The organism is Cognataquiflexum rubidum (genome assembly GCF_022538115.1).
Classification (GTDB): Bacteria; Bacteroidota; Bacteroidia; order Cytophagales; family Cyclobacteriaceae; genus Cognataquiflexum; species Cognataquiflexum rubidum.
In genome coordinates this window covers 85,482-97,676 of record NZ_JAKZAL010000020.1, presented here as the reverse complement: position 1 = coordinate 97,676, position 12,195 = coordinate 85,482, and the positions used below count along the sequence as shown (strand labels likewise).

At 40.6% G+C, this 12,195-nt stretch carries 14 protein-coding genes; 5 read left to right on the top strand and 9 right to left on the bottom strand.

Annotated features, from left to right (window positions below):
• Positions 1 to 121: 121 nt before the first annotated feature.
• From tsf to MMU05_RS18480, 5 genes are all read right to left on the bottom strand, one after another.
• On the bottom strand, positions 122 to 952 hold the full coding sequence (gene tsf, locus MMU05_RS18500) for a translation elongation factor Ts (protein ID WP_113925658.1): 831 nt from the start codon (positions 950 to 952) through the stop codon (positions 122 to 124).
• Positions 953 to 1,054: 102 nt separating this feature from the next.
• Entirely contained in the window at positions 1,055 to 1,816 is a 762-nt protein-coding gene (gene rpsB, locus MMU05_RS18495) for a 30S ribosomal protein S2 (protein WP_241124530.1), read from the bottom strand.
• Positions 1,817 to 1,857: 41 nt separating this feature from the next.
• Positions 1,858 to 2,244, bottom strand: a complete 387-nt coding sequence (rpsI, locus tag MMU05_RS18490; protein ID WP_241143156.1) for a 30S ribosomal protein S9 — start codon at positions 2,242 to 2,244, stop codon at positions 1,858 to 1,860.
• A gap of 11 nt (positions 2,245 to 2,255) precedes the next feature.
• A complete protein-coding gene (rplM, locus tag MMU05_RS18485) occupies positions 2,256 to 2,699 on the bottom strand; it encodes a 50S ribosomal protein L13 (protein ID WP_113925655.1) in 444 nt (147 codons plus the stop codon).
• A gap of 121 nt (positions 2,700 to 2,820) precedes the next feature.
• Positions 2,821 to 3,531, bottom strand: coding sequence for an RluA family pseudouridine synthase (locus MMU05_RS18480; protein ID WP_241143155.1), 711 nt, complete (start codon positions 3,529 to 3,531; stop codon positions 2,821 to 2,823).
• A gap of 212 nt (positions 3,532 to 3,743) precedes the next feature.
• On the opposite strand from MMU05_RS18480, the gene MMU05_RS18475 reads away from it, so the two are divergent.
• Positions 3,744 to 4,547 carry a HipA family kinase gene (locus MMU05_RS18475; protein ID WP_241143154.1) on the top strand — a complete coding sequence of 268 codons (804 nt, stop codon included), beginning with the start codon at positions 3,744 to 3,746 and terminating at the stop codon, positions 4,545 to 4,547.
• Entirely contained in the window at positions 4,525 to 4,908 is a 384-nt protein-coding gene (locus MMU05_RS18470; protein WP_241143153.1) for a DUF3037 domain-containing protein, read from the top strand. The genes MMU05_RS18475 and MMU05_RS18470 overlap by 23 nt, the downstream gene beginning before the upstream one ends.
• 16 nt (positions 4,909 to 4,924) lie before the next feature.
• Here MMU05_RS18470 and MMU05_RS18465 read toward each other — a convergent pair whose 3' ends face one another.
• From MMU05_RS18465 to MMU05_RS18455, 3 genes are all read right to left on the bottom strand, one after another.
• Positions 4,925 to 6,007 (bottom strand): sensor histidine kinase, encoded by a 1,083-nt coding sequence (locus tag MMU05_RS18465; protein WP_241143152.1) that lies wholly within the window; start codon positions 6,005 to 6,007, stop codon positions 4,925 to 4,927.
• A gap of 2 nt (positions 6,008 to 6,009) precedes the next feature.
• A complete protein-coding gene (locus MMU05_RS18460) occupies positions 6,010 to 6,699 on the bottom strand; it encodes a response regulator transcription factor (RefSeq protein ID WP_113925650.1) in 690 nt (229 codons plus the stop codon).
• Between the two features lie 151 nt (positions 6,700 to 6,850).
• Complete coding sequence (locus tag MMU05_RS18455) at positions 6,851 to 7,639, bottom strand: DUF3108 domain-containing protein (protein WP_241143151.1); 789 nt, start codon at positions 7,637 to 7,639, stop codon at positions 6,851 to 6,853.
• A 180-nt stretch (positions 7,640 to 7,819) separates the two neighbouring features.
• Between MMU05_RS18455 and recA the strand changes: the two genes are divergently transcribed.
• The gene (gene recA / locus MMU05_RS18450) at positions 7,820 to 8,851 is read left to right on the top strand and encodes a recombinase RecA (RefSeq protein ID WP_241143150.1); all 1,032 of its coding nucleotides are present in this window, start codon (positions 7,820 to 7,822) and stop codon (positions 8,849 to 8,851) included.
• A gap of 94 nt (positions 8,852 to 8,945) precedes the next feature.
• Here recA and MMU05_RS18445 read toward each other — a convergent pair whose 3' ends face one another.
• A complete protein-coding gene (locus tag MMU05_RS18445) occupies positions 8,946 to 10,190 on the bottom strand; it encodes an ABC transporter permease (RefSeq protein WP_241143149.1) in 1,245 nt (414 codons plus the stop codon).
• A 123-nt stretch (positions 10,191 to 10,313) separates the two neighbouring features.
• Here MMU05_RS18445 and queA point away from each other — a divergent pair, with 123 nt between their 5' ends.
• Together queA and MMU05_RS18435 are read left to right on the top strand one after the other, a co-directional pair.
• Positions 10,314 to 11,363 carry a tRNA preQ1(34) S-adenosylmethionine ribosyltransferase-isomerase QueA gene (gene queA / locus MMU05_RS18440; RefSeq protein WP_241143148.1) on the top strand — a complete coding sequence of 350 codons (1,050 nt, stop codon included), beginning with the start codon at positions 10,314 to 10,316 and terminating at the stop codon, positions 11,361 to 11,363.
• Positions 11,364 to 11,472: 109 nt separating this feature from the next.
• Positions 11,473 to 12,153, top strand: coding sequence for a 2-C-methyl-D-erythritol 4-phosphate cytidylyltransferase (locus tag MMU05_RS18435; protein WP_241143147.1), 681 nt, complete (start codon positions 11,473 to 11,475; stop codon positions 12,151 to 12,153).
• Positions 12,154 to 12,195: the final 42 nt, after the last annotated feature.

The following is a 12,195-nucleotide window of genomic DNA, read 5'->3' as shown; positions in this document are numbered from 1 at the left end:
ATCTTTAACAAATAACGATTGTCACTAGCTGTCACTTTATATTTATTTGGCCACTGGTATCATTGCGGATATACATATTATTTAATAACCAATTAACCCTTCCGATAGCTATCGGGATGAATTAACCGATTGTAATTCTTTTGAAAACAGATACAGTCAAACCTTTGCTTACACCGTCAAGGTATTGCGCAATGGTCTTGGAGTTGTCTTTTACAAATGCCTGGCTAAGCAAAGTGCTTTCTTTGTAGAACTTCTGCAGTTTACCCAAAGCGATTTTTTCCAACATTTCTTCAGGCTTGCCTTCTTGTCTTGCTTGGTCTTTGCCGATTTCGATTTCTCTTTCGACAGTAGATGCATCTACACCGTCTTTGTCCACAGCCACAGGATTCATGGCAGCGATTTGCATAGCAACATCTTTTCCTGCTTCTTCGACGTCAGCACCTTTGGTGTTTACCAAAGAAACCAATACGCCCAATTTGCCATTGGAGTGGATGTAAGGAACTACTGTTTCACCTTTGATGACTTCGTAGTGGGAGATTTCGATTTTCTCACCGATTTTTCCAGTCATTTCGATGATCTTGTCCTGAACAGTGATTGACTCATATGGGAGGGCAAGAATTTCAGCTGTTGAAGCGCAATGATTGCTCGTTGCGATAGTCAACAATTCATTTGCAAAGGTTACGAATCCTTCGTTTTTGGCCACAAAGTCAGTTTCGCAAGTCAATGAAAGCAAAGTACCGACAGTTCCGTCAGCACTTACATGAGTGACGATAGTTCCTTCTTTGGTTTCTCTGTCAGCTCTTGAAGCTGAAACTTTCTGACCTTTTTTTCTAAGGATGTCAATCGCTTTTTCGAAATCACCTTCAGCTTCGGTAAGGGCTTTTTTGCAGTCCATCATACCGGCACCTGTCATTTGTCTCAGTTTGTTTACTTCTTGTGCAGTAATAGCCATTGTTATTGTCTTTTATTTATTTAAGAATTTCTTATTAAACAAAAAATTGAACACAGGGCGGTACCTTATGTTCAATTTTTGTAATCAGTATATCAAAGTGGATTACTCTTGTGTCTCTGCGTCGACAGCTTTTTTTGCTTCTTCCTCTTCGGTAAGTTTAGCATCTTCTTTGTCTCTTTTCCTCTCGGAAAGACCTTCTTCGATAGCTGTACCAAACGCTTTGATCAACAAAGAGATGGATTTGTATGCATCGTCATTGGCAGGGATTGGAAACTCCACCTCATTTGGGTTGGAGTTGGTATCTACCAAAGCGAAAACAGGGATACCAAGCTTTTGTGCTTCTGCGATCGCAATGTGTTCTCTTTTGATGTCTACTACAAATAGAGCCGCAGGAAGTCTGGTAAGGTCAGCTATACCTCCCAAAACACTTTCCATTTTCTCTCTCTGTCTTGTGATCATCAAACGCTCTTTTTTTGCAAGGTTGGTGTAAGCGTCTTCTTTCATCATTTTATCGATGGTAGACATTTTTTTCAACGACTTGCGGATAGTAGCGAAGTTGGTCAGCATACCGCCCAACCACCTTTCAGTGACGTAAGGCATGTTAAGTCTGCGTGCTTCTTCAGCCACTAAGTCTTTCGCCTGCTTTTTAGTAGCGACGAACATTACTTTTTTTCCTGAGCGTACGATCTGCTTGATTGCATTGGATGCTTCTTCGAGGCAAACAAGCGTTTTATTTAGGTCAATGATATGGATACCGTTCTTCTCCATGAAGATATACGGGGCCATTCTTGGATCCCACTTTCTCGTCAAGTGTCCGAAATGAACACCAGCATCCAGTAAGTCTTTATATTCTATTTGTGCCATTAATAAATATAGTTACGATATAAAATTCAAAGAATTCCTGATTAACGTTTGGAGAACTGGAATCTCCTTCTTGCTTTTCTACGTCCCGGCTTCTTACGCTCGACCATTCTTGGATCTCTGGTAAGGAAACCTTCTTTTTTCAAAGCTGATCTGTGTTCGGCATCGAATTCGCAAAGCGCTCTGGATATTGCCATCCTTGCAGCTTCAGCTTGTCCTGTAATACCACCACCATCAACATTGATTTTGATGTCATAAGAACCTGAAACACCCACAAGTGTCAAAGGCTGTTTTACAACAATCTGGTGTAGTTCAAAAGGGAAATAAGTTTCGATCGTCCTGTCGTTTACAGTGATTTCACCTTTTCCTGGTTGCATGTAGATTCTGGCGACTGATGTCTTCCTTCTACCTATTGTGTTGATAATTTCCATGTATCCGAGGATTAGAATTTGAGTTCTTTTGGTTGCTGGGCAGCATGTGGATGCTCAGGACCATTGTAAACGAACAGATTTCTGTACAATTGGCTTCCAAGTCTGGTCTTTGGAAGCATACCTCTGACAGCTTTTTCTACCAATATTGAAGAAGATTTCGCTTTCAACAATTTTGGGGTAGAAATACGCTGCCCACCTGGGTAGCCTGTATGGCGAACATAGACTTTTTCGTCCATTTTTCTGCCGGTCAGCCTTACCTTGTCTGCATTGATGACAATCACGTTGTCTCCGCAGTCTACATGAGGGGTGTAGTAAGGCTTGTGCTTACCCCTCAAGATTTTTGCAACCTCACTCGCAAATCTACCTAATACTGCAGCCTGGGCATCCACTACCACCCAGTTCTTCTCTACAGTAGCAGCATTCGCTGATTTGGTCTTGTAGCTTAATGTATCCACTGTGTAAATGTTTAATTATTAGCTTGTTAAATATACTTCACCCTCAAAAAGGGACACAAAGATAGAAGTAATTTCTTTTTATTGCAAAAGAAACAAATTTATTGCCCACATTTTCTTTGAGTTAGCCGTTTTTCTCCAATTGTTTGACCAATACGTCAAAGTCTTTTGGGTAAGGTGCGACTACTTCAATCCTTTCTTCTTTGGTTCCTTTGAATCCAATTGAATAGGCATGGAGCGATACCCGCTGCATGATTGGCAATTCATCTGTGCCTTTCTTGAGGTTAAACCGCCTCTTAAGTGCGGATAGATACACCGGCTTGCCACCATAAGTTTCATCGCCACATATCGGGGATCTCAGATAGGCAAGGTGAATTCTGATTTGATGAAGTCTTCCTGTTATCGGTTTGCACTCGATTAGCGAATGGGCATAATAAGTTTTGATTGTATTGAAAATGGTCTGGGCCGGTTTGCCATCCTTTGTCAATTTTGCAATGCCCTTATTGTTTGCGTGGATTTTTTTGTCCACCATTACCTCTTTGTATTCATGAATGCCTTCCACCACAGCATGGTAGACTTTATTTACTTTTCTGTCTTCAAACTGGATCGCAATGTTGCGGTAAGCTTCAGGATTTTTGGCAATGACCAAGCAACCTGAGGTTTCCTTATCCAATCTGTGGCAAACTTGGGCGTCAGGGATGTACTGTTTGGCAAGATCGAGGATGTTTTGCGCCTCGTGCCGGTCGTCCAAAGTCGACAAATAGGGAAGTTTATTGATGACAAGGTAATCCTCGCTTTCAAACAGAATAAGGTCCTTAAAATCAATTTTTTTCATGCTTATCTTCTCCTAACAGGGGCGCAAAATTAGAGAATTAATATCAGTGCAAAAAATTTTGTCAGAATATTGTTGACAGACTTCACCAAAGTGATTCCTGATTTAATTTAGAAATACAATATTTTCTAATCTGATTCAGCTTAATATACTTCGGTGAATATATACTAAGATCTAATAACTTTACAATCTGAAATCATCCCATTGAAACAATCATGGATACAACTTTTCAAAATCTCAACCTTCGTACGGTCAATGTCATGCGCTATGTGATGCCGCTGCGTGAAGGAGGTTCATTGCCTGCATTGGCTGAAGCGGATGATGGGTTTGATTACGTACTCAAGTTCCGCGGCGCAGGTCAGCGGGAAAAGGCCCTGATATCAGAATTGTTGGGTGGGGAAATCGCAAGAATGCTTGGGCTGAAAGTTCCGGAATTGGTGTTTGCTTACCTCGATGAAGCTTTTGGCAGGTCAGAAGGCGATGAAGAAATACAGGATTTGCTCAAGGGCAGTCAGGGTCTGAATCTTGGCCTTCACTTTTTATCCAAAGCACTGACTTTTGATCCCGGAGCTTCCAAAGTCGATGGATTGCTGGCTTCTAAGATTGTGTGGTTTGATGCGTTGATTACCAATGTGGACCGGACTTTCCGCAATACCAATATGCTGATCTGGAAGCGCGAACTTTGGTTGATTGACCATGGGGCGGCATTTTTGTTCCACCATTCTTGGGACAATTGGGAAAGACATGCCACCGGACCTTTTCCTTCAATCAAGGATCATGTGCTTTTGCCTTACGCGGATAAGTTGGAAGAAGTCAATCAGGAATTCACAGAAAAATTAAAAATTGATCAGATTAATCTTTTGATTGAAGCTCTTCCTGATGATTGGCTTTTAGCTTCTCGGGATGTGGAGACGGCTGAAGAGGCAAGGTCAGTGTATAAACAATTCCTTTCACTCAGATTGGAACATTCGGATGTATTTGTAAAAGAAGCGCAAGATGCAAGGCAAACACTTATATGAGTATGCGGTCATCCGTGTAGTTCCACGGGTGGAGCGTGAGGAATTTGTCAATGTGGGCGTAATTCTCTGTTCTAAAAAAGAAAATTTCTTAGAAAGCAGGATTCAACTAGAAGAAGGGAAGTTATTGGCTTTGGATCCTGAGGTTGATTTGGCATTGCTATTCGATTATTTGGACTCATTTACCAAAATTTGTGAGGGAACAAAATCCGGTAGTCCAATCGCTGAGATGGATCCTGCTTCAAGATTCAGGTGGCTGACAGCGCAGCGGAGTTCCATGATACAGACCTCAAGGCCGCATGGCGGGCTTTCGGATGATTTGAATAAAACGTTGGATGAACTTTTTGCCCAATTTGTAGCCTGACCAAGAGATCAGGTTTTCAGACAAATAAGGAATTCAGGGTTTTTAGTACGGTATTAGCCGGAGCTTTTTCTAGAGGCAATTCAAAACTGAATATGGAGCCTTTGCCCAAAGTACTGCTGACAGATATCTTGCTTTTATGCCCTTCCAGTATATGTTTGACGATTGCAAGTCCGAGTCCGGTGCCGCCTCTTTCGCGGGACCTGCTTTTTTCCACCCTATAAAATCTTTCAAAGATACGTTTCAGATCTTCCGGAGGAATTCCTTTGCCGTTGTCTTTGACTTCAACAGTAATTTGGCTTTTGTGAGTTTTGAGGTGTACTTCCACCTCGCCGCCGTCATTATTGTATTTGAGGGCATTGGAAATGAGGTTTTGGCAAACCCGGAAGATTTTCTCTTTATCTGCGACCGTTTTGAAGGATTTTTCTTTGTCATAAAAGAAACGGATCAACATGTCCCGTTTTGCTGCTTTGTGCTCCAGATCCTCGATGACTTCATGGATCAAATCCTTTAAATCAAAAGTTTCGAAATGGAATTTGACCACACCGCTTTCCATTTGGTTGAGAGTGAGAAGATCCTGAACAAGCTTATCCAACGCATTGAGGCTTTTTGCAGCCCGCTTGAGAAACTTCAGCCTGACGGATTTGTCATCCACAGCGCCATCGAGCAGGGTATGTATGTAACCCTGTGCCGCAAAAATCGGAGTTTTCAGTTCATGCGAAATGTCGGCTATGAATTCTCGTCTGAAAACAGCATTCTTTTGCAAAGCTTCGATTTCTTTATTCTTCGTCTGGGCGTAGGTATTGATCGAGGTATTTATTTTTCTCAAGGGAGAAATAGACAACTTGTCGGATTTTTCAGGGATGTTGGAGTAGTCCTTCTTTTGGATTTTTTCCAAGACATTGTAGATGCCGCTGATTTCTTTGAATACCAAAAACTCAAGGGTGATATTCATCAAGATGTAAGAAACAGAGAAAGAAATGCCACCCGCAACAATCAACAAAGTGGGGGTGGCTTCATCCAATAGCAACAAAAATGCGACTGTCAGGGCAGAAATTGCCAAAGCCAAAATCAATGAAATACCCCTCGATGTGGTGAGCATATTTAATTCAATTCGAATTTATAACCCACTCCTTTCACAGTGGTGATGTAATCTTCCCCAATTTTTTCACGGACTTTTCTGATATGGACATCGACAGTTCTTGCCAATACAAAGACATCAGTTCCCCAGATATTCTGCAATAAATCATCTCTACTGAAAACTATATTTGGGTTTTTGGCTAGAAAATAAAGGAGTTCAAATTCTTTTTTGGGAAGGGTGATTGTTTTGCCGTTTTTATCTATGGTATAGCTTGTCCGGTCAATGATAAGGTCTTTGATTTTAATTTGGGCGACTTCATTTTCTTTTTTGGATTCCCTTCTGAAGAGTGCCGCAATCCTACTCATTAGTGCTCTTGGTTTGATTGGCTTGGTGATGTAATCATCAGCACCGACATCAAAAGCAGCTACTTCAGAATATTCCTCTGCTCTTGCGGTAAGAAATATGATAAATGTTCCTTTGAGTTCGGGGATATCTCTGATTTGCCGACATGTTTCGACGCCATCTTGGTTTGGCATCATGATGTCAAGCAGGATAACGTCTGGATGAAATTTGGCAGCAATTTTTACGGCTTTTATACCATCCTCCGCGGATTCGACATCATATCCTTCTTTTTTGAGGTTGTATGTTAGAATATCTACGATGTCTGGTTCATCGTCAACGACCAGTATTTTGACTTTTTGTTTGTCACTCATGGTAAAATAGCGGGTTATATTTGCGCTAATGTGATGCTAATTTATAAAAAGCCATTACAAAAAAATGTTTTAATGATGTCAAAGGCACCAAACACAACATAAAATTTTTATTCAGCCGTCTAATGTTATTTAAATATTAAGTAGCTATTAATCAATTGTTACGCAAATTTTTGGCTTCCATGATTTCCATATCCAAGGATCCGATCATCAGCTTTGCCTTTATCCTCAGCGGGATTTTATTTTTGTCCCCAGACACCCATACAGTGACGGGCTGATCTCCTCTGAATAATTTGTTTTTAGGAATTTCGGGCACTAGCACATAAGATTCAAACTTTCCGATGTTTGTTTCTATCCATTCCTTTTTCTTGAATATTAATTTTACGTTATATATCTCTTTGTCAAAAAAACCTACAAGGTGAATGGTGTCACCGGGTTTGTATTTTTTGAAATCTATTGTCCTTAAATAGTAAAAACCACTTACAATATCCTGCACCTCTGAAGGGATTTTATAGTCCTTTGTATCAATGACATTTTGGTTATCCCTGTCGTATAACCTCACATGAGCATTTTTCTTCTTATGGTCAAAGCTTATCTTTTCATGCTTACGGTACCTCCCTTCCTCGATATGTCGGTAAGATTGGTGAGGGATTAATTTCGTTGTATCCAGATAGCTTCCCCAATTATCATTCACATAAAAAAGCTTGAAAACGCCCAAAGTTTGGCCAAAAACATCGATTTTGTAAGATGGGATGTTGTTAATGGTTGAAATTTCCGGATTGACTACCATTCTTGCTTCTGCCGCATCAAAGAAACCATAACTAACCTTAAAGAGTAGTTCCTCACCTTTTTGAAAAGCAGTATTTTTCTGAGCAAAACCAGAATACCATCCCAAAAGAAAAAATATTGAGACAATTACTGACTTTTTGAACCGTTTTTTCATTAATTTTTATGTTCTACCAAAAGGTTTTCAAATCTTATTTCAATATTAGCGATATATTTAATAATACGGATTTTTGGTGCCGCAAAGTATAAATACGTAAACCTTTTTTGAAGTGTTCGGGCTCCAATTATCAACCAATAATTTAACAAATTCAAATCAAAGTTTTGAAAATATTCCAATATGAGCGTAAACACTGAGAAATTAAAAGCACTTCAGCTGACCATTGACAAGCTGGAAAAGACCTACGGAAAAGGTACTGTCATGAAATTGAGTGACAACAAAGTTCAGGATATCCCCGCTATTTCCACAGGTTCCTTGGGCTTGGACATGGCTTTGGGTATCGGCGGAATCCCTCGTGGAAGGGTGACAGAGATCTATGGTCCTGAATCTTCCGGTAAAACAACCCTGACACTTCATTGCATCGCAGAAGCCCAAAAAGCTGGAGGCCTTGCTGCATTCATTGATGCGGAGCATGCATTTGATAAAAGTTATGCCGAAAAGCTTGGGATCGATACCGAAAACCTGCTGATTTCCCAACCGGACAACGGCGAACAGGCACTCGAAATAGCTGAGCACCTGATTAGATCAGGAGCCATTGATATCATTGTCATTGACTCTGTTGCGGCTTTGGTGCCAAAGGGCGAACTTGAAGGTGAAATGGGTGACAGCAAAATGGGTCTTCAGGCAAGATTGATGTCACAGGCATTGAGAAAATTGACCGGAGCGATCAATAAAACAGGTTGTGCCTGTGTATTCATCAACCAATTGAGGGACAAAATCGGGGTGATGTTTGGCAATCCGGAAACCACTACCGGTGGTAACGCCCTTAAATTCTATGCTTCTGTCAGACTTGACATCCGAAGAATCGGACAGATCAAAGAAGGTGCGGACAATATTTTGGGAAATAGAACAAAGGTGAAAGTCGTAAAAAACAAAGTCGCACCTCCCTTCAAAGTAGTGGAATTTGACATCATGTATGGTCAGGGTATTTCCAAAGTAGGTGAAATCATTGATATCGGTGTTGAATTTGAAATCATCAAGAAAGCAGGTTCTTGGTTCTCTTACGAAGGAAATAAATTGGGACAGGGAAGAGATTCAGTAAAAGCGATTTTGCTTGACAATCCCGAGCTGATGGAAGAACTCGAAAAGAAAATCAAGGAGAAAGCCGGTTTGGGAGTTGTCACTCTCAAAGAGGAAAAAGGAGAAGAATAGTCAACAGAGGTTTCAATCCTCTTTATTTTATACATAAGAAAGCCCCCATAAAGTTTAAACTTTATGGGGGCTTTTTATTTTATAAGTCTGGATTTTAGGCTGCTCTGATGGCTTCCACAGGATCGAGCCTTGCCGCAAGTGTAGCAGGGACAATTCCGGATACAACTCCGATGATAGAAGAAATCCCCAACCCGAGGACTATATTCTTAAATGACAACACCAACTCCAATGAGCCCAATTGAATAAACGTCAAACCGTAGACGATTATGATTCCTGCAAATCCACCAATCAAACTCAAGAAAATGGCCTCAAAAAGAAACTGGAAAAGAATGAAATAATTTTTTGCGCCTAGGGATTTTTGAATGCCGATGATATTGGTCCTTTCCTTTACGGATACAAACATGATATTGGCAATCCCGAAACCGCCAACCAAAATTGAAAACCCTCCGATCACCCAACCTGCCGCACTGATCACGTCAAATATAGATCCGATAGTGTTCATGATAAACTCAGATTTGTTGAGAGAAAAATTGTCCTCTTCAGTGGGTTTCAAACCTCTTTTGGCTCTCAACGAACCTATGATCTCATTTTCCAAAGCCATCATTCCGATATCGCTATCCATTCCTTTGACGGCAATACTTGGTTCAATTCCGTTTTTACCTACAAAAAACAATTTCGTAAAACTGCCATAAGGTATCATGACAGCCTCGTCTTTGGATGCAATTTCAAACAAACCTTCGCCTTCTAATTCAAATAGGCCAATTACAACGAATTTTGCACCTTTGATTTTGATTTCTTTTCCTAAGGGTTCCGAATTTGGAAACAAAGTATTCGCCACTTTCTCGCCGATTATGGCAACGTTTCTGGAACCATTTATTTCTGATTCTGTAAAAAATCTCCCCGATTGCACAGGTACTTCATAGACGTCCTTATAAGTATAGGACACCCCGCTCAAGTTAGTTCCTTTGTAAGAATTACTTCCAAATTGGACTGTGGTGTTGGCACCCGCGGAAAAGGACACAGCTTCCGCATTTCTCAATTTATCTTTGAGGAATACATATTCCGAGTAGGTACTATATGGTCTTCTAAAATACTTCCACCAAGGATAATCCGGTCCTCCAACAAATTGAAACCTGTTGACGGTAACTACATTACTTCCCAAAAAGCTGAAACTGGACTTGATGTTTTTTTCAAGTGAATCCACCAAAGTAAATACCGCAATGATGGCAAAAATCCCCACCGTTACTCCTAATAGAGAAAGAACGGTTCTTGTCAAGTTGGATTTGAGGGCCTGCATCGCAAACCTCAAGCTTTCCCAGGTTAGTTTTAGAAATATCACGTCTCAGAAGTTGTTTTAAAAGTAATTGGCAATATAAGTAGATTTCGGGATTTTTATTTTTATCTTTGCGGTTTTTAAATCTTAAAATAAGACCAAGCAATTAGCATATCATATTCATAACCTATGAAGTTATCCGACTTTAAATTCGACGTCCCCAAAAAATTAATTTCTTTATATCCCACTCCCAATAGAGACGAATCCCGTCTCATGGTGGTCCATAGAAAAACCGGTGAAATCGAGCACCGTATTTTCAAAGATATCATCGAATACTTTGGAGACGGTGACGTATTTGTCATGAATGATACCAAAGTTTTCCCTGCAAGGTTGTACGGAAACAAAGAAAAAACAGGTGCAAAAATTGAGGTTTTTCTTTTGAGAGAGCTGAACCAAGACCTGAGATTATGGGATGTGTTGGTAGATCCTGCAAGAAAAATCAGGGTTGGCAACAAACTTTATTTTGGGGACAGTGACTTGGTGGCTGAGGTTATTGACAATACGACTTCCCGAGGAAGGACCATCAGATTCTTATTTGACGGTTCCGATGAGGAATTTTATAAAACAATAGATACCCTAGGCGAAACTCCTATCTTGAAAGAATTCATTGAAAGGAAAGTTGAAACCGAAGACAGGGAAAGATACCAAACCATTTTTGCCAAGCACGTAGGGGCGGTAGCAGCACCAACAGCAGGTCTTCACTTTACGCCACATTTGCTTAAGAGGTTGGAATTGAAAGGTGTGGAGGTTTGTCCAATCACCCTACACGTAGGTTTGGGAACTTTTAGACAAGTTGATGTCGAAGACCTCACCAAACATAAAATGGATTCTGAGAATTACGATATTCCCCAAAAGACGGTGGATTTCGTCAACGAGGCTTTGGACAACAAAAAGAGGGTAGTTGCAGTGGGCACAACTACTTTAAAAACCGTGGAGTCTTCAGTAACTGCCAATAACCGATTGAAAGTTAGCAGCGGTTGGACGGATAGGTTTATCATTCCTCCCTATGATTTCAAAATAGCAAATTCATTGATCACCAATTTCCATTTGCCGGAATCCACTTTGTTGATGACTGCATCTGCATTTGGAGGATATGATTTGGTGATGAAAGCCTACAGAGAGGCAATCAAAGAAAAATACCGGTTCTTCTCCTACGGGGATGCAATGTTAATTCTCTAAAAAAAATAGAAAGGCTCTCAGGAGCCTTTTTTTATTTATTATGATTTTTTGATCTTGCGTGAATTATGCAAAAGAAATCAGCTTCTATTTTTGACCATCCGCCCCTTAGATGAATAAGTTCGCCATCATTGTAGCAGGAGGCAGCGGAACCCGGATGGGAGCTCCGGTTCCCAAGCAATATTTAGAAATAGGTGGAAAACCTATTCTCATGCATACCTTGGAGGTTTTTCACAATACCTTGCCAGACATCCGATTGATTTTGGTAATTCCTGAAAGGGACTTTGGCTATTGGGCTGATCTGTGCGGTCAACATCAATTTGAAATCCCCCATTCAGTTGTGAATGGAGGTAACAGCCGGTTTCAGTCAGTCAAAAACGGATTAGAATCCATATTTCAAGAAGAAGGGATAGTTGCTATTCATGACGGCGTCAGACCATTTGTAAATCCTTCTGTGATTAGGGAAAGTTTTGAAGTTGCCAACAAATCCGGTTCTGCCATTGCCGTAGTCGCACTGAAAGATTCCCTCCGAAAGCTGACCGATGACGGTAAGTCTTTTTTTCAGGAAAGGCAGAATTTCAGATTGGTACAGACACCGCAGACTTTTTTGCTGTCCAAAATCAGAAAGGCATTTGAGGTGACAGAACTGTACCATTTTACAGATGATGCCACAGTCTATGAGCATCAGGGATGGCAGGTTGAATTGATTTCGGGAAACCCTGAAAATATAAAAATAACCAGTCCTGAGGATATGGTATACGCCGACTTTTTGATCCAAAGGAAGAATAAGTAAATTCCGTTTACCTACCGATTTCCTTCATTCACCGAGAAACAG

Excerpts from the sequence above, each read along its gene's own strand:
- tsf (WP_113925658.1), bottom strand. The coding sequence starts at position 952 with ATGGCTATTACTGCACAAGAAGTAAACAAACTGAGACAAATGACAGGT.
- rpsB (WP_241124530.1), bottom strand. The coding sequence starts at position 1,816 with ATGGCACAAATAGAATATAAAGACTTACTGGATGCTGGTGTTCATTTC.
- rpsI (WP_241143156.1), bottom strand. The coding sequence starts at position 2,244 with ATGGAAATTATCAACACAATAGGTAGAAGGAAGACATCAGTCGCCAGA.
- MMU05_RS18480 (WP_241143155.1), bottom strand. The coding sequence starts at position 3,531 with ATGAAAAAAATTGATTTTAAGGACCTTATTCTGTTTGAAAGCGAGGAT.
- MMU05_RS18475 (WP_241143154.1), top strand. The coding sequence starts at position 3,744 with ATGGATACAACTTTTCAAAATCTCAACCTTCGTACGGTCAATGTCATG.
- MMU05_RS18470 (WP_241143153.1), top strand. The coding sequence starts at position 4,525 with ATGCAAGGCAAACACTTATATGAGTATGCGGTCATCCGTGTAGTTCCA.
- MMU05_RS18465 (WP_241143152.1), bottom strand. The coding sequence starts at position 6,007 with ATGCTCACCACATCGAGGGGTATTTCATTGATTTTGGCTTTGGCAATT.
- MMU05_RS18460 (WP_113925650.1), bottom strand. The coding sequence starts at position 6,699 with ATGAGTGACAAACAAAAAGTCAAAATACTGGTCGTTGACGATGAACCA.
- MMU05_RS18455 (WP_241143151.1), bottom strand. The coding sequence starts at position 7,639 with ATGAAAAAACGGTTCAAAAAGTCAGTAATTGTCTCAATATTTTTTCTT.
- recA (WP_241143150.1), top strand. The coding sequence starts at position 7,820 with ATGAGCGTAAACACTGAGAAATTAAAAGCACTTCAGCTGACCATTGAC.
- queA (WP_241143148.1), top strand. The coding sequence starts at position 10,314 with ATGAAGTTATCCGACTTTAAATTCGACGTCCCCAAAAAATTAATTTCT.
- MMU05_RS18435 (WP_241143147.1), top strand. The coding sequence starts at position 11,473 with ATGAATAAGTTCGCCATCATTGTAGCAGGAGGCAGCGGAACCCGGATG.